12 protein-coding genes are annotated in these 17,599 nt (G+C 49.0%); 2 read left to right on the top strand and 10 right to left on the bottom strand.

Going from position 1 to position 17,599, the window contains the following annotated elements:
* Positions 1-34 precede the first annotated feature (34 nt).
* From H583_RS0103110 to H583_RS0103065, 10 genes are all read right to left on the bottom strand, one after another.
* Positions 35-745, bottom strand: coding sequence for a CpsD/CapB family tyrosine-protein kinase (locus tag H583_RS0103110; protein ID WP_028559185.1), 711 nt, complete (start codon positions 743-745; stop codon positions 35-37).
* Positions 726-1,499 (bottom strand): YveK family protein, encoded by a 774-nt coding sequence (locus H583_RS0103105; RefSeq protein WP_036708295.1) that lies wholly within the window; start codon positions 1,497-1,499, stop codon positions 726-728. Before H583_RS0103105 ends, H583_RS0103110 begins: the two co-directional genes overlap by 20 nt.
* 140 nt (positions 1,500-1,639) lie before the next feature.
* Complete coding sequence (locus H583_RS0103100) at positions 1,640-3,991, bottom strand: S-layer homology domain-containing protein (RefSeq protein WP_028559183.1); 2,352 nt, start codon at positions 3,989-3,991, stop codon at positions 1,640-1,642.
* A 99-nt stretch (positions 3,992-4,090) separates the two neighbouring features.
* Positions 4,091-4,876 carry a tyrosine-protein phosphatase gene (locus H583_RS0103095; RefSeq protein ID WP_028559182.1) on the bottom strand — a complete coding sequence of 262 codons (786 nt, stop codon included), beginning with the start codon at positions 4,874-4,876 and terminating at the stop codon, positions 4,091-4,093.
* A gap of 839 nt (positions 4,877-5,715) precedes the next feature.
* Positions 5,716-5,973, bottom strand: a complete 258-nt coding sequence (locus H583_RS0103090; RefSeq protein ID WP_028559181.1) for a hypothetical protein — start codon at positions 5,971-5,973, stop codon at positions 5,716-5,718.
* Positions 5,974-6,105: 132 nt separating this feature from the next.
* Positions 6,106-6,276: a hypothetical protein gene (locus H583_RS36460; protein ID WP_154665788.1), complete on the bottom strand. Its 171-nt coding sequence runs from the start codon at positions 6,274-6,276 to the stop codon at positions 6,106-6,108.
* An 85-nt stretch (positions 6,277-6,361) separates the two neighbouring features.
* Positions 6,362-7,033, bottom strand: coding sequence for a response regulator (locus H583_RS0103080; protein ID WP_036708291.1), 672 nt, complete (start codon positions 7,031-7,033; stop codon positions 6,362-6,364).
* Positions 7,020-12,134: an AAA family ATPase gene (locus tag H583_RS0103075; protein WP_028559179.1), complete on the bottom strand. Its 5,115-nt coding sequence runs from the start codon at positions 12,132-12,134 to the stop codon at positions 7,020-7,022. The genes H583_RS0103080 and H583_RS0103075 overlap by 14 nt, the downstream gene beginning before the upstream one ends.
* 37 nt (positions 12,135-12,171) lie before the next feature.
* Positions 12,172-13,680 (bottom strand): sensor domain-containing diguanylate cyclase, encoded by a 1,509-nt coding sequence (locus tag H583_RS0103070; RefSeq protein WP_028559178.1) that lies wholly within the window; start codon positions 13,678-13,680, stop codon positions 12,172-12,174.
* 300 nt (positions 13,681-13,980) lie between these two features.
* Complete coding sequence (locus H583_RS0103065; protein WP_173477134.1) at positions 13,981-15,660, bottom strand: glutamine--tRNA ligase/YqeY domain fusion protein; 1,680 nt, start codon at positions 15,658-15,660, stop codon at positions 13,981-13,983.
* A gap of 600 nt (positions 15,661-16,260) precedes the next feature.
* On the opposite strand from H583_RS0103065, the gene H583_RS0103060 reads away from it, so the two are divergent.
* Together H583_RS0103060 and H583_RS0103055 are read left to right on the top strand one after the other, a co-directional pair.
* Positions 16,261-16,977: a hypothetical protein gene (locus H583_RS0103060; protein WP_028559176.1), complete on the top strand. Its 717-nt coding sequence runs from the start codon at positions 16,261-16,263 to the stop codon at positions 16,975-16,977.
* Between the two features lie 173 nt (positions 16,978-17,150).
* Entirely contained in the window at positions 17,151-17,513 is a 363-nt protein-coding gene (locus H583_RS0103055) for a LapA family protein (protein WP_028559175.1), read from the top strand.
* The last annotated feature ends 86 nt before the right edge of the window (positions 17,514-17,599 follow it).

Below are 17,599 nucleotides of genomic sequence, written 5' to 3'. Positions count from 1 at the left end.
CTTACTAAATTAGCGTCTTTGACAGGTATCCTGACTACGCTTTGTCATCCTGACCATAATAATAGTAATAGTACCCAGCCTCGCCGTTCTTGCGTTTTACGTTATTCATCACAACACCAAGAATTCTAGCGTTGACATTATCCAAATTTGCCTTGGCTTTCATAGCAGCATCCTTTTTGACATTGCCATAATCTACAACCATAATCACCCCGTCACTCTTGGATGCAATGATTTGCGGATCTGTAACAGCCAGCAGCGGCGGCGCATCAATCAAAATAATATCGTAGTTTTGACGTAGTTCATCAAGCAGCGCACTCATCCGCTTTGACGCCATCATCTCGGCAGGGTTCGGTGGTATTGGGCCTGAGGTAATAATTTGTAAATTCGGAATATCGGTATTTTGTACGATATCCTGATAAGTCGCTTGCTGAGATAATATAGAAGAAAGACCTTGACGGTTAGACAACTGAAAGGTGTGATGTGCGGTTGGCCTTCTCATATCCGCATCGATCAAAACAACCCTGCGTTCCGTCTGCGCATACGTAACAGCCAGATTGCTAATTGTGGTTGATTTACCCTCCCCAGGACCAGCAGATGAGACCATAATGACTTGTACCTGCTCATCAATGGAAGAGAAATCAATATTTGTGCGTAAAGTCCGATAAGATTCGGAAATGGGGGAGCGTGGATTTGTAATTGTAATTAGGTTGCGTCCATTCTTGCTTTTACTTTCCAATTGTGACACGTTCCAGTTCACCTGCTTTCTTGTAGCTCTGCGTTACAGACTTGGCGCCGCTAGCAGTTTTCACATCCTCTTGATCCATTTTTGAAATTGCACCTAATGTAGGCAACCCCAGATAGCGCTGTACATCTTCCTCGCTTTTCAAGGTATCATCAAGAAACTCTAACAAAAATGAAATTCCTACCCCTAGCATTAACGCTACTACAAAGCTAATCGCAATATTTAATGGAATATTCGGAGAAACCGGCGCCGGAAATGCGTCAACTTTGGCTTCGTTAAGAATCGAAACATTCTCAATATTGAACAACTGTGGAATCTCACTCTGAAAAATTAAAGAAACAGCATTGGCAATCTCCGCCGCCTTACGGTAAGAGATATCCTGAACGGCTAGTGTCATAACCTGAGTATTGTTGACAGAACTTACCTTCACTTTCTTGGAAAGTTCCTCTGCTGTTAACTCAAACTGAGGGTATTGTTCGGCTACCTTATCCAAAATAGCAGGAGTCTTGATAATCTCTTTGTACGTATCAATCATCCGAATATTGGAGTTGATCTGATTGATATCAAGCTGCTGAGATATCGCTTGAGAGGCACTTTGATTAACAATGATCTTGGTAGAAGCCTCATAGACTGGTTTCTTGAAATATACACTGAAAATCCCTGACACCATACAAGCCGCAACCACAATCGCAAGGATCATCCACACTCTCTTGCGAATTATGCGAAAGTAATCGCGCAAGTCCAATTCATTTGACACGTCATTTCCCTCCATGCTGTCTATGCAATTTCGTTACAATACGTAGCAAAAAACGACACAAATCTACAAATTGTAGACAATAGAAACCACCCTCCCCGCATCTGCATGAGAGGAGAGTGGTGTTTTAATAGGCAGATGGATTATTCAGCGTAATTGAATGCGCGGTAGATAATAACTGCTGCCTCAGCACGGTTAGCTGTAGCGTTAGGACGGAATTTACCGCCTGAACCGATAACAATCTCTTTGCTGGACGCCAGAGCTACTCCAGATGCCAGAGTCGAATGAATATCCGATGCGTCAGTGAATTTAGTCAGATTTGCTTGGACATCTTCAACATCCTTCAAGCCTGCAGTTGCTTTCAGAGCACGGGATACCATTGTCGCCATCTCAGCACGGGTAATCGTTGCATTTGGTACAAACGTTGTTGCTGTACGTCCGTTGATAATTCCGCTCTCTGCCGCTGCTGCAACATAAGGAGCGAACCAGTCAGCTGCTTTCACATCGCTGAAGTTATGCTTAGCCAGGCTGCTGTCCAGGTCAAGCGCTTCAACGAGCATTTTCGCAAATTCAGCACGAGTTACGCTATCTGCTGGAGCAAATACGCCCTCTTTCTTGCCTTGGATTACACCTTTGGCAGCAAGAACCTGAATTTGACGGCCTGCCCATGCTTGTACAGAAGAAATATCGCTGAACGATACTTTGTTCTCTACAACTACATAGGAAGAGAAGCTGTGACGGGATTCAACGATTGCATCGCCTTGAACTTTACCGCCTACGAATTGCAGTTTGCCATCGACAATTTTCGCAACAGTCAGAAGCTCTTTGTCCAGATTAGCTGCATTTTTGAGCGGGATTGAGATCATAATCGGTTGGGCAAACTCAGTTACTGCTTGTCCGCCAACAGTCAATCCAAACTCATAAACATCAGAAGCGACAGGCAGGGAAGTTGTATCTTCTGCTGCAGTACTCTTCTTAACGTTGAGTGCGATTTTGTCAGAGAATGTAGCTGTAGCCGGAACTTGTGCAGAGAATCCGCTGAATGTCACTTTGAAAGAAGTGATACCGCTAGCTTCAAGCTCTTTGATCAAGTCAGAAGCCAGTTCAGCTGATACGCTGCTTGCAGAAACAGAGCCCAGGTCAATCGTAGCAACCAGCTTAGGCAGGCGAGCTTCAGCTCCTGGAGCTACCTCTTTCAGCTTGGCAACGATTTTCTTTGCACCGGAAGTCAGAGAATTCAGATCAGACTTCGTCAAGCTAACTTTAGCTTCGCCATCGGCAACTGTTACTTTGCTCGAAGCATTGTATTTCAGCGTCTCATTCAAAGCTTTAATTGCAATTTCAACCGCTTCTTTGATCAACGCTTCTTTAGCTTCACCAGTTGCGTTCTCAATAGCGTTTTTCTTGTTGTTCAAATCTTGAACAGCTTGATCAGCAGGGCTGCTGATACCGCCACCGCCACCGCCGCCTGGATAACCGCCACTATTGTTACTCAAAGTTACACTCTTCTCAAATACAACTTTACCAGCAAGTACAGCTGTGATTGTTGCAGTGGAACCGGAAGTAGTCGTGGAAAGTTTGCCTTTATCATCCTTGTTATCAACGGTCACAGCAGAGTTGGAAGACTCCCATTGGAGCAATGAAGTGATATCCTTACCAAAAACTTTGAACGTTACGCGTCCACTCAATCCATTGGTAGTCACATTCCCTACACCTTCAGTACGAATATAGGCACCCAACATTGCTTTAGCAGCCGGCTTATACTCAGGGAACGTTTGTTTTACATATCTAAGGGATTGAATGATATCATCTACAGTTACATTTTTATCCGGATCGCTATTATCATCCAATTTTTGCAGAAGCAAGCTTACTTTGTTGGACTTGTCTTCTTTAACAGCAACAAGCACTTTCTTAAGCAGTTGCTCTTGTGCTGCAGTATCGTTCAGGAGCTTGGCGAGCTCTACATCAGTAATGGAAGCCAAAGTACTCTTAATTTGGGATTCAACAAGCGCCGCAAAATCGACAATGTCGTTCACTGTCAGTTTATCAGCACCAAATTTATCGGCTAAATCCAACAGGAATTGCTTGTGCTCTTCTTTAAGATTTTCAAGCTCTTCGAATTTAGGGTCATAGGTCATACCCAGAACAGCTTTAAAGATGTCGAAAAGCTGCTGTTTTTCTTCAGCGGAGAACTTGACACCAATTTTGTTCCAAATTGGATCGATAAGCTCATGATGATCATCCAGGTTAAGATCATTCTTGATAAAATCTCTCAACGCTCTTACTTCATCCTGCCCATCTTTATCCAATGCCAGATTAGCGTGGATAGCGTTCACTTTATCAATAAAACCCTTGTTGCTAAACGCAGCACTCGCAACTTGCACAAATCCAACCTTTTCAGCCAGTCCTTTGCTGCTCAGTGGAATACCAGCAAAAGCAGTTACCGCCATGCTCGCAGCGATCGTTGTTACTACCAGTTTCTTCTTGAAAGTCACTACTCTCTCACCTCGTTTAAGTATTTGAAATTGTCGCCAAACATCCCGAATTATGTATCTCCCCTTAAGATTCTAGCATGGTAAAAACGATTGCGTCAATTAGTAACGGAAAATATTGGAAATCTTTCTCCAAATCTTAAGGTTTTCTTTTGGTAATTCGGCAGGCAAATCTTCCAGGGGCCGACCGTTTACAATGTGTTCTGCATTCCGTTCGTAATACACCCGCCAAGATTTCCCAAGCTCTTTCTCCACCCTATCATACGCTTCGCGCAGCCGAAAGTTTCGTTTTTCTACATGATGCGCATCCGAAGATATGACATGGATCAGACCATTTCGGCAAAGCTGCCACGCGCTGCGTTCAATCTGCCGGCCGAATCCTCCCAGCAACGAGTGCGTGGTCATCTGTCCATAGGCTCCTGCCTCTACCAATTCTTCAAGCAACCTCGGGTCATTGGCAATCTCTTTATTCCGTTCAGGGTGAGCGATGATCGTACGCAAGCCCAAAATAGAAAGCTCATGAACAATCTCCGTCATATTCTTTGGGACAGAGGATGACGGCATTTCGATCAGAACGCAATCTGAACCGCCCAATGTCAGCAACTCTCCCCTGGACCAGGCATCCAGCAAATCTTCATGTACCCGGATTTCTTGCCCCGGCAGCACTTGCAGCTGAATTCCTTCGGCAAGCAGACGCTTGTTCACTTCTGCAGTCAGTTCTCTTACCTCGGCCGCATAATTCCAGAATGACCGGTTAGCATGATGGGGGGTCGCAACAATTGTCCGAATTCCATCCTCTACCGCGGCCCTGGCAAGCTGAAGCGTCTCTTCCCAACCAGCCGCTCCGTCATCTATCCCAGGCAAAATATGACTATGTATATCTATCATTCCAAGTATCCTCCCCGCTGCTATATGCCTCTTATTCTAGCATACCCCAGCAGGCTTGCCCAAGCACAATACCCGCTCTCCGCCTCAGCAGTTATTGCCATTATACTCAAATTCATGTCTTCCGCTTGAATCCTCATTTATCACAAATCAATCTTGTTTTACCCGTTTTATGTTATAGTGAAACACTTGTTTTTTATTTTTTATTACAACCTGTACTCCCACTTTTTAGCCAAAATTCAAATTAAGAAAATGATTAGTTATAAAGTTTTTCTTCAATATTAAGTATATGTTTGTTTATTATTGGATAATTACAATTATTCTGATAATTAAGTGCAGCAATTGCTCTCTTTTTCTATGTTAACGGAATCTGCAACATAATTCTATATGTTTTCCGAAAGTACTCATATGGTTATAATTGGGGTTTAATTTTTTTTATTTTCTCTATGTATAATAGTAATCTATTCTTCAACCTGGAAAGTTCATCTCAGCTACTAATTGCAGTAGAATATCTGCATTTATTAAATTTATTATTGAAGAAGTTATTTATATTATTAATGCTTTCTGCATGCTAATCTCTTCAATACTTTTTCTTATAACCCTATATTTATCATGTTATTTGAAGTTTTCATTTTGAGCTTATTTCTGAATTCATTTCCTGCTCATACTTCCGTATTCCCGTTTTTTATAACCCGATACTTTCTTAAATCCCTAATATTATTTTTGTTTGGTATATTTTTCTTTTATGTTTTCCAGTCAAGCTTTTCCTTTTAATTCTGTTTCATATGGTTATTTCACTCAAGCTTCTGCTTGATTTTCTTATCTCTGCTTTTTACACCCTTTCATTCCTTGCTTCTCATCTCACTAATTAGAATGCTGACTTTATTACTAGAGTCACACAGTTCTTTTCTTGCAGGGCTTATCTGTATCAGCAAGCCTTTATCAATGCCAAACTCAATACTCCGCGCATTTATGGTCTCTATCTCTCTATATCTATATCTTATTCTTTCTCTTCTCAATTCCACCCTATCCATTTCCCTGCCCTGATCGGATCTATATGTAAAAGCTGCCAACTCTCCCGCACCGCTCGGTTGCTGCATCCCTTTTAACTGCTCTCCCTTGAATTCCCCGCCTAAACACATTTCAGGCGCGGCACTTTGTCCGTGCAGTGAATTTCAAGTCCGTTCATTCACATCTGCCCGTTCGGAAAAAGTCCGCGCCCCATATATTCTTTAATCTGGCTTGGCATTACTCATCCGGCCTGCAGGATTTGCATTGTTGTAAATCAGTTTTCTGCTCCGCTTGCCAACCTTCATCCAGACCTTGCCTTGCTCATCCTTCATAAAGCGGATTCCCAGCAGCACTAACGGCGTTTTGATTTCCTGAAAGTAATAGTATGGCATCTTCATCACTCCTTCTACTACTTAGGATAGTGGAAGGGGACGAACGCAACTAGTGTTGGATGTCACACATGTGTACTATGACATTTCAATAACTGGCCTGCAACAGCTTGACGATGGCCTCGGCCCGGCTCCCTACGTTCAGCTTCCCGTACAGGCCGCTGATATAGTTGCGCACTGTTCCATCAGAGATATTCAGCTGCTTCCCGATCTCATTGTTGTTCAGCCCCTTCACCATCAGGCGGGCCACCTCTTCTTCCCGCTCCGTCAGGCGCGGCAGGCTGGGCTGAAGCTCAGCGGCCATGGCGGCCTTCTGCTCCAATTGACGCAGCCGGAATGCCAGCTTCTCCGCAACAACCCCCTGCAGCATAAAGCGCCCCGCAGCCGCGTCACGAACCGAAGCCATCAGCTTGTCACCTTCCATATCCTTCAGGATGTAGCCACTCGCCCCGCCCGCCAGGCCTTCGATAATGTACTCGTCTTCAATGAAGGTGGTCAGGATCATAACCTGAATCTGCGGAAATTCGGCCTTGATGCGCTTGAGCGCAGAAATGCCGTCCATGATCGGCATTTGCACATCCATGAGCACCAGATCCGGCATAAATGCCCGCGCCAGATCATAAGCCTCCAGACCGTTTTTCGCCAGGCCTACAACCTCCATGTCCCCTTCATATTCCAAAATCAGCTTAAGCCCTTCCCTTGTCGGCAGCTGATCATCAGCCACGATAAGCCGGTACCGGGATTTCTCATTTTTCTGCATTATACTGCTTCTCCTTTACGTTGGTGTAGGGCAGGATGATTCGCAGAAGACAGCCCCCGTCCTTGTGAGACCCAATGAACAGCCTTCCATTCAGCGCCTCGACGCGCTCGGTCATCGCCGTCAGTCCAAAGCCCGGTGTCACCTGCTTGGCTCCGCGGCCGTTATCCTGAAGCATGAATTGCAAATATTGCCCTTCATCCCGAAGCACAAAATGAAAGGCGGTTGCATCGCCATGCCGGATCGCATTCGTCAATCCTTCCTGCAGCGCATGATAGATCACATGATGATAAATCCGGTCAAGCTCGAATAACGGGTCAAGCTCGGCCTTCACGGTAATCCCCGCATTATGCTCCGTACTAGCAATGAGCTGCTGGAGCGATTTCACCAGATTGCCGCCCTCCGCCTCCTTCAGCATGTGGATCGAACCGCGGATCTGGTTGAGTCCTCCCCTAAGCAAGTCCTGAACGCCCTGCAGACGATCCAAAGCATCCTCCGGCTTTTTGCGCATCTGCCATTTGGCTGCTTCAATCTGAAGAAGTGTGGACGTAATGGCATGACCGACGATGTCATGGACATCGGCTGCAATCCGGTTGCGGTCCATCTGGATGGACGCTTCCGCCAGTGCCGACGCCGTCTCCCGGATCGACAGCTCCAGGGAGCGGGTACGTTCCTTCACCTGCTCCTCCAGCGTCTGCTTCAGCCGTTCCGCATTGGAGTACAACTGTGCATTCTCGATGGAGATGACACACTGGGAACAGAGCACCTTCAATACATCCAGCCGCTCCGGAGTGAATATGCCCGCCGACAGATTATTCTCCAGATACAACAGGCTGATCATCCGGTTATTTTTGATCATCGGAATGCATAGCACAGATTTCATCTGCTTGTCCTGCACATAAGGCAGCGCTGAGAATATTCCTTCCCGGCACGCATGGTTCAGCACGACAACCTCTCCGGTACGCGCCGCATAGCTGATTATGGCAGCCGGCACATCCTCTGCCTGCTCCAGCGGCACCCGCTCCAGACGGACATCCTTGCCGGAGACAGCCTGCGCTTCAATGAACAATTGATCTTTGGCTTCGAATAGGAGTGCGCCCTTCTCGGCTCCCGCATTATGCAACAGGGTGCGCATCAGCCCGACCAGCAGCCGGTCCATGCGCATCTCCCCGGATATGGTCTGGGCTGAACTCATGACTGCCTGGTAATCGATACTGCCGGACAATGGCGTGTGGTCGATGAAGAGCAAATGGCGGAATTGCTTGACCATCCGGGATGCCTTTTCCAGTGCGCCCCACTGCAAATAGGCCTGATAGGACTGCGACAAATACCCTCGCGCCAGATGCGGCTTGCCCTGATCGATGTAGAAACGGAAGGCATTCTCTGAAGTAATTGCCAGATTATGCGTATATCCGCCCTCACGCGCAGATTCGCACGCCAGCTCATATAACTGTGCCGCCTTGACGAACTTGCCCGTAATGCGGGCGAACTCAGCGGACATCAGCAAATATTTATGCTCGTAGTTTTCCGGACACCGGGCCTTGTAGCTCTTGATTTTCTTCAGCTGGCGACGCATCGTGCCCAGAAAGGCTTTGCGTTCGGTATCCGTGACAATCGGGTAAAGCTCAGCCATGATGAGAAAATTATAAAACCCGAAGGCAGACATCTCCGTTTCATTTTCCTGCCGCATGCTGATAATCGCCTTCGCCCTGACAATATAACTGTACGCCGTCTCATATTGTCCGAAAATATAAGACGTCACGTAACCGAACATGCATACGGACTCCTCCAGCATGATGTCCTGCTCGCCCTTCTGGTTCAAGGTGAAGCCGGGGGCCAGAATATCAACCTCTGCGAACAGATCCTCCGGGTTCCGTTCCCCAATCAGGCTTGACAAGATCGTGGAGATAATAGCCGCAAGCCTGGAGTGTCCGGGATCTTGACTGCGGCTCAGAAATTGAGAGTTTCGCACAATCAGCGTATACACTTCGCCCAGCGGCCTGCCGAACACAAACATCAGCGCACATGCGAATAATATGCTTTGCTCTGCATGCCACAGACTGCCGGATTCCAACGCGGCATGCTCAGCGTGCTGGATAAATTCCTCCAGCAGGCCCGGCTCGTAACGGCGCCAGCTGTCATAGCACAATGAAAAGACATTGGAATTGATGCTTCTCATATCCGGATGGGCTTCCGACAGCTCATAAGCCAGCTTGCCCCATTTAAAGGCATTCCGGTAGTTCCGTGCAACCATCGTGCTGAGGAGCGCCAGACCGGCAAAATGGACCGATGCTCCCGGCGAAAGACCATGTTTGAGCGTTAGTTCGACCATCGTTAAATTTACAGAGACCCAGCTTGACCCATTCTCCACAAACCTTGCATTTCCGGAATAGACAGAAATTGACATGGCAGCCAACAGTCGTGGATCATCCATAGCAGGGAGCTCACGGATCCGGTCCCGGTTGCGCCCTCGAAGCTTCCACTTCAGACGAAACCATTGCTTGACCAACTGTGTCATGCCAACCTTCTTCGGAAGATGGATACCAAGCATGAGCAGCGCCTCGTCCGCCAACTGCAGCGCCTTGGCATTGTGGCCCCGGTTCGATTCAAGCTGAATCATCGTTAAATAGATCGCTGCACGGTCCATATCAGCAGGTGCCTTTGTCATTAGCATGTCAAACAGCTGATAGGCGGTTGCTTCCTCTCCACAGAGCAGTTCACACTTTGCCTGTGAACTGAACACCCGGAAGGCCAGATCGAAGCAGCGCTCCCAGCCGTCCCCCTGAATCAGCATTGCCGCCTCACGGAAATACCGCAGCGCCTGCTCCCAGGCTGTCGACTGTAACGCCTTTTGCCCTGCCTGATCATTGAGCTCTGCCAGTTCCGCCTTCTCTGCCCATTCCTTAATGCGTTGTTTGCACTGGTTCAGATGAATGGCCGCTTCGAATAAAGCCGTATCGGCTTCTTCCGCCACCCGCCGCTTCCACATCTGTCCCACCGCATAATGGTAATTCACACTGTCTGCTGCCGAAGCATGTCCCTGGCAGTCCTGGCGAATCCGGTCATGGGGGAAAGCAAATACCGTGCCCCCGGCATCATCCCTGCTGCTTACCTGCAATACACCATGCCGCACCGCCTCCAGCAAGTCGGATAATGCACCCTCCCTTGAGCGGCCGCTCACCTCCAGCAGCATGGACAGTTCGAATTGCCGCCCGAGAAAGGCCGCCCAGCTCAGCAGTTCCAACGCAGTCTCCGGCAATGCTGCCAATCGTCCGGCTGACCAATTTCCCAGTGACTGGAGCGGGGAGTCCATAGCCTTTACCCTGCTCATATCCCATTCCCAGTACCGGTCCGGCCGGTTATAGGTGAATATGCCCTGGTCTGCACCGTTTTGCAGCAGCGTACGGAGCAGCAGCGGGATACCGCCGGTCTTCACTGTCAGCACCTGCGCCAGCTCCTTGAGGCTGTCTGCCGGTGTTCGTAATGTATCCGCCAGCAGTTGCCGCACAGCTTCCTCCCTAAGCGGAAGCAGTCTAAAACGGACAATCACCGTTAATGCCATCGCAGCTTCCGGTTCCCACCCGGACCAGGGGGTTCCCGGCTGCTCTCCTTCACGGTATGTGCAGACAAGCTTCAAATAGCCCGTTTTTCGGCTAAACAGCTGCTCAATCAATTGAAGCGATGCTTCATCCGCCCAATGCAAATCATCGAGGAAGATCGTCAGGGCGTAATTGGCATCCGCAAACAGCTGGATGAATGAGCGCAAAATCTGGTGGAAGCGATTCCGCTCCTCCATAAGCGGGAGCGGCCGCACCTCTGCCGATTCCCCGATCAGAAGCCCCAGCTTGGGCACCCAGTTGATCAGCAGCTGTCCGTATTCCCCGATCCGCTCCTGTATGCGCAGCTTCCAAAGCTCCAGCTCATGCTTTTGCCGGATCAGCAATTGGGTAACCAGATTCTCAATGACCTGTATCCAGCCAAAATACGGAATATGGGAAGAATTCAGCTCGAATTTGCCCGTGAGGAGCATACCCTGGCTTTGCATATGACGCAGCGCATCCCGCACAAAAGCCGTCTTGCCGATTCCGGCCCGACCGCCAACCAGCACAATGTCAGCCAGATCATCGGTATCCGGATCAAGAATTTGCTGCAATCTTCTCTGCTCCGCTTCCCTTCCGTAAATATCCTGTGGAATATGCCATTCGCCCGTGTTATCCTTGGCCGCCAGAATAAAGGGCACGACAACCCCCTTCTCCTTGATCTGCCTCAAGCATTCCAGGAAGTCCTTATGAATGTCGAACGCGCTGCCATAACGCTCCTCCGGCGCCTTATCCATGCATTGACGGATAATATCCGATACAGCCCAGGGAATCGAGGGCTCCCGTGCAGATACCGATGGTGCCTGGTTGGCGATATGCGAGTAGATCAGTTCCGTCGCATCCTTCGCCTCAAAAGGCAGGGATCCGGTCAGCCATTCATACAACGTCACGCCCAGACTGTACACATCACTCCGGTAACCAGCCTGTCGGTTGAACCTGCCTGTCTGCTCCGGAGCCATGTAGGCAAGCCCGCTCTGATGCAGCGTCGGCTCAGTTGCAAATGCTGGAGGGTTGTCCACCAGATACGCCCGCTGAAAGCCGGTCAGCTTGACCTCAAGCGTATCCGGGTGGATTAAAATATGGAACGGATAGACAGCATTATGAACAATCTGCCGGTTATGCACGCGGGCCAGGCAATCGGCCACATCTGCAGCCACGCCAAGCAGACGCAGCAGTCCCAGCTTATCCAGCGGCCGGGCCGCATTGCGGCCTTGACCCTTGCCAAAAAGCTGCGGCACCGGTATGCCGCCAAAGTCTTCAAAAAGCAGAAAAGGACGATTGCCGTCATGCTTGAGCTCCAGCGGCTTGACTGCTCCGCGGCCTCCAAGCAGACGCAGCATTTCGAACTCCTGCTCATAGCGGCTCATACTATCAGCAGGCGGATAAGGATCACGGGTCGTTTGGCACATGACAACCGTTTCATCACGAAGTCCCTTTAACCTGTAGAGAATCGTTTCCTCATCCTCGGCGATTCGTCCGATGATTTGATAGCCCGCAAGCTCCATCTGTATCCTCCTCCCCTTGCCTGCATGCTGCCGTGCTTTAACCGATACGCCGCAATACCTTGTCCGCTTCCTTGATCAACGTACTTCCCTCCAGGCCATCCGAAGGAAAATAGCTGACACCCATGCTTAGCTGTACCTGCACCGGCTCCTCCTCGTAATCAAAGGATGACTGGCTGACAAAACGGCTGTGCAAATGTCTCATTGTCTCCTCGACGTAGGCAACAGACGGCACCGGCTCAATGAGAATAACGAACTTCCCCCCGCTAAGCCGTGCCGCCATGCCCATAGAGCCCACTGTCTCCGTAATGATAAAGGCCATATGCTTGAGGGCTTCATCCCCTGCCTCATAACCATAGCGGTCATTCAGCTCCTTGAAATGCTCCAGATTCACGACAATAACAGCAAGCATCTGATTGCGCAGTATGGCCTTGCCGGTTGCTTCCTCCAGCCGATCATAGAACAGTCTCCGGTTCGGAAGCTGAGTCAGTGAATCGTGGTACGCCAGGAAGGCAATCTGCTCCTGATGCGCCTTTTGCAGCGTAATGTCCCGGATAATCAAAATGACATGCGGCACATTGCTCAAGGAAACATAGTCGCCGTCAATCAGTACATCCACACGCTTGTCTCTGTTGTACAGCGTGATTTCCATCGACCGGATCTCCTGCTTGCCCTGAATCAGTCCTTGCAGCTCCTCGCCTCCAAGATTCTCCAGTCCGGACCTTGCCAGATGGACGTCATTAAACAATTGTCTGGCGGCCGGATTGGCTTCCCGGATGCGCCCGGACAGCTCAACGAGCAGAATCGGCGACGGGTTCAAATTGAACAGCTTCTCGTACCGCTTATGGTTGAAATCGAGAAAATCATAATTCCGCATCGCCAGAAACAAGGTGGAGCTCCAGATGAGCCCGCCATAAATATACGTATACGGAGGCAGCACCTCTCCAAACGAAATAAAACCGGACACCACATGCCACGCGATCACCAGAAAAATGCCGGTAAACAGCAGGTTATAGATGCTGCGCTGTTCCGGAGCACTGGCTTGTACGCGGCCTTTAAACAAAATAATCAAATACATGGCGCTAAACAGAATGCTCAAAGAGAACGTCCAATAATAAGCCGCGTTATATACGGGCCATTTCCAAATCCCCCTCTGGACAAATTGCTGAGCTGCAGCCAAGTCCTGATAATCAAGGAAGATAAGCGGCAACAACAAGAAGGGGATATAAAAAATATAAGGATACAGAAGCTTTGGCATCCTTTTATCGAAACCCGCAAACTTGGTAAGAAAATGAAATCCCAGCCCGGGAATGGCAAGACCCACACATGAGAACCAAAGCACGCTCAGCCCCGCGCTGTATTCAATAGGCAGCAGAAACCTGACGCTTTCCTCAACAAACAGCAGCAAATAACAGGCCGTAATCAGGCTTGCCAGCCGATGCTCGGTCTTCTTCGGGTTCCGAAGCAGCACTTCAAGCCCAATATGTACAAGAAAACAGATCGGAACGATGTAGGCAAGCATAAACATGACAGCTTCCGGGATAAGCAAGCATCCATCCTTCTTTCCAACTCATAATTAGGTCTAAACACTCAGGTCAATAGTACAAGGTTTTGTCTCTAGTGTAATCGATTTGCGTCGTTCTGTAACTAGGCAGAATCAAGCGCTTCCGTCACCTGATTCTGCCGTTGTATGGGGCAGAGGCAGCATACGATTGGCGCAGATAATACAGCCTATTCACAGCATAACGTTCATAAATGCCGTTTTTTGCACAAAAAGAGCCCAATCGGACGGTGCCGATTTGGACTCTTCTTCATATAGGACAAACTATTTAATTGCCTGATTGTCTCATTAAGCCTTCGGATTGAAGGAGCTTTTCAGTGACACAATGCGGTTGAAGGCCAGTCGGCCTTCTGCCTCAAAGTGAGGGTCCACATTAAAGTAGCCATGGCGGAAGAACTGGAATTTCTCGTTGCCCTTCACACCTGCCATATTCGGCTCCACAAAACCTTGCAGCACCTCAAGCGAGTTCGGATTAATGCACTCCAGGAACGGCTTGCCTTCCTCCTCCGCTTCGTCGGTGATCAGCGGCTCATACAGCCGGAATTCCGCGGCTTGAGCCTGAGAAGCCTCTACCCAGTGAATTGTGCCCTTCACCTTGCGGCCTGTGAAGCCGCTGCCGCTCTTCGTTTCCGGGTCATAGGTGCAGCGCAGCTCGATGACATTGCCGTCCGCATCCTTTATAACCTCTTGGCAGACGATAAAGTACGCATGCTTGAGACGCACTTCATTGCCCGGGAACAAACGGAAATATTTGCTCGGCGGATCTTCCATGAAATCGTCCTGCTCGATATAGATTTCGCGGGAGAATGGAATTTTGCGGTTGCCCAGTTCCTCGTTCTCGGAGTTGTTCTCCGCTTCCAGCCATTCCGTCTCGCCTTCCGGATAGTTCGTAATGACAACTTTCAACGGCCGCAGAACCGCCATTGTGCGGTTCGCCTTCAGCTTCAGATCCTCACGGATAAAATGCTCCAGCATCCGCTCATCGACGACGCTGTGTGCCCGTGCAACCCCGATCTCACGGCAGAAATTGCGCAGCGCTTCCGCAGTGTACCCTTTGCGGCGCAGACCGGAAATCGTCGGCATCCGCGGATCGTCCCAGCCGTCCACAATATTCTCATCCACAAGCTGCTTGAGCTTGCGCTTGCTCATGACAGTGTTGGTTACATTCAGACGGGCAAACTCATACTGCTTCGGTGCTGCAGACATCTCCGTCGATTCAACTACCCAGTCATACAGCGGACGGTGGTCCTCGAACTCCAATGTACAGATCGAATGCGTGATGCCTTCAATGGCATCGCCCAGCGGATGAGCGTAGTCGTACATCGGATAGATGCACCAGGCGTCACCCGTGCGATGATGGTGCACATGCGCAATCCGGTACAATACCGGATCACGAAGATTGATGTTTGGCGAAGCCATATCAATTTTGGCGCGCAGCACCTTTTCCCCGTCCTTGAACTCGCCGCTGCGCATGCGGCTGAACAGGTCGAGATTTTCCTCCACACTGCGGCTGCGGTACGGGCTTTCCGTTCCCGGCTGCGTCAGCGTCCCTCTCGTCTCGCGGATTTGCTCCGCGTTCAGATCGCATACATAGGCAAGACCCTTCTCAATGAGCCTTCTCGCCCGGTTGTACATTTCCTCGAAGTAGTCCGAGGCAAAACGCAGATCATCCCATTCAAAACCGAGCCAGCGCACATCCTCCCGGATCGATTCCACATACTCGGTGTCCTCTTTCAGAGGGTTCGTGTCGTCAAAGCGCAAATTCGTTTTGCCGCCGAACTCGTCTGCCAGCTCGAAATTCAGACAGATGGACTTGGCATGCCCAATATGAAGATAACCATTAGGCTCAGGCGGAAACCGGGTAATAATTTCATTCACCTTGCCGCTTTTCAGATCATCGCTAACAATGCTTTTAATAAAATTTGAGGATGATGTCTTGTTCTCCACTGCAATCAACCTTTCCTGCATAGCTTTGGCTTTGTGTGACAGCGTTGATGCGCCTCCTGAAATCAAGTTACAGACTGCACTAAAGCTTTCCATATCTTGCATTCGGCGTCTTGATCTATCGATTGCCTTAGCCCGAAGTATAATTCCTATATCTCCTTATAATACACAATTTTGCAGTGAAATATAAGGCTGGACGGTGGTTTATGCAACAAAACGTTCTATTTTTCCGTTTTTTAATATGAGAGTCCTTCACCATTCAGGCGCTTGGAAGCGAGGCTTGCCCTGCCGCCGGGATAAAAGGTTCTTACGGTTGATGTGAATGCCTGGTTTGTTGCGTTATAATTTTGAAGGGAATCGGTTTTTAACAGCAAACAAGAAAGTTGTGCTTCATCCCCTTCATCTCTGGCGCCGGATACAGCAGCCCTATCAAGATCAGGCTTTATGAAAAATTACCTCTAATAAAATCGTCCCCGAATTTCGATAACTATAGTTGGGGTTAAACGGATTTATAGAACAAAGCAAGCCTGCAATAAGACTCGCAAAGATAGAGCCGCTGACAGCCACTATCTGCCTTACGTCTGTTGGGGGCACCTAAATTAAGAGGCAAGGTCAGGTGTAAACATGGATAAGAAAATCAAAAAGGTAAGAACACCGCTTGGGTTGTTTGGCATCAAATGGTACATCAGTAAAGACGGAACACGCTGGGTGCGATTCGGCGACGGAGAACGCAAAAGAATTGCGCGGGGCGGATTTTTGCTGGGCAAATGGACAGCGATTCTGCTGGTTGCCGGAGTTATCGGCTGGAACGGCTACAAGTACGGCATGAGCTACGCTTCGGACAAAATGATTCAACAGCTGTCCAATCAAATTGTCAATGCCGATGAATTCGAGCGGATGAAGCAGGACCCCGCTGTTCAGCAGCTGCTCCAAGAACATGCGGACGAGCTCGGCAAAGAGTACATTGACAAGCTGAACCTGCCTGTCGCCACAGGCACAAAAACGAGTTCTCCGGGTACCGGATCAACGACGGATAAGCCTGGGGATGGCAAGAATGGAGGAGATAATCAAGCAAATACGGACAAGCCGGACAAAACCCCTGCAGCCGATGGCAAAAAAGGCGGCAAGCTCATTGTAAAGAACAAAGAAGAAGCGATGCAGCTATTGCTCAGCAAGTTCAGCATGAAGGAGCTTACCGATCTGGCGAACTCGGCCAAAGGCGGTCTGACCGATGAAAAGAAGGAACATATTAAGGACTCTGTCATGGCCAGGCTGACTGCAGATGAATTTGAAGCGGTGAAGGTAGTTGTCCTGATGGAGCTGTTGAAGAAGGAGGGGTAATAAAGAGAAAAGCAGACAGGCGTGCCAAAACTCAGAAGACAGCTGCCGCGTAACAAGGTGATGCGTGAATCTGTTTCTTGCGGGGTAAAGTACAATATAGTGTATAATGTAGAAAAATAACCCGCATGAACTTACAGTCCATGCCTCACTAACGCATGAAATGAGGGAGTACGATGAAAACACAATGGATGGTCATCTCCGCTCTGCTCTTTGCACTCATTACGGCAATCTTTGCTGTAATTAATGTGGACAAGGTGCAGGTCAACTTTGGCTTCGTCCAAACCCAGACACCACTCATTCTCGTCATTCTGATTTCCACTTTGCTGGGCGGACTGACCGTGTTCTTCTTTGCGATCATTCGCCAGTTCAAGCTGCAGCGCCGGATTCGCGGCCTGGAGAAGCAATTGGCCAGCCAGAGTGCTGCTGCCCCGGAATCCGCATCCGGCATGGATGACGTACATACAGACGCGGAATATATGATGGAAGATTCAGCGCGCTTTAGCAGGCGGGAGCCGGATAGTAAGGAAAACATTTGACATTATGGCCTGTGCCAGGTTGCAGCAATGAGGGGGAGTACCGATTGCTGTTAAAAACCTCCTTTATGATTAAGCGCTAACCTGGA

This window comes from Paenibacillus pinihumi DSM 23905 = JCM 16419 (assembly GCF_000422505.1).
GTDB classification, from domain to species: Bacteria; Bacillota; Bacilli; order Paenibacillales; family Paenibacillaceae; genus Paenibacillus_D; species Paenibacillus_D pinihumi.
The sequence above is the reverse complement of the archived record's forward strand: the minus strand, read 5'-3'. Positions and strand labels throughout refer to the sequence as shown.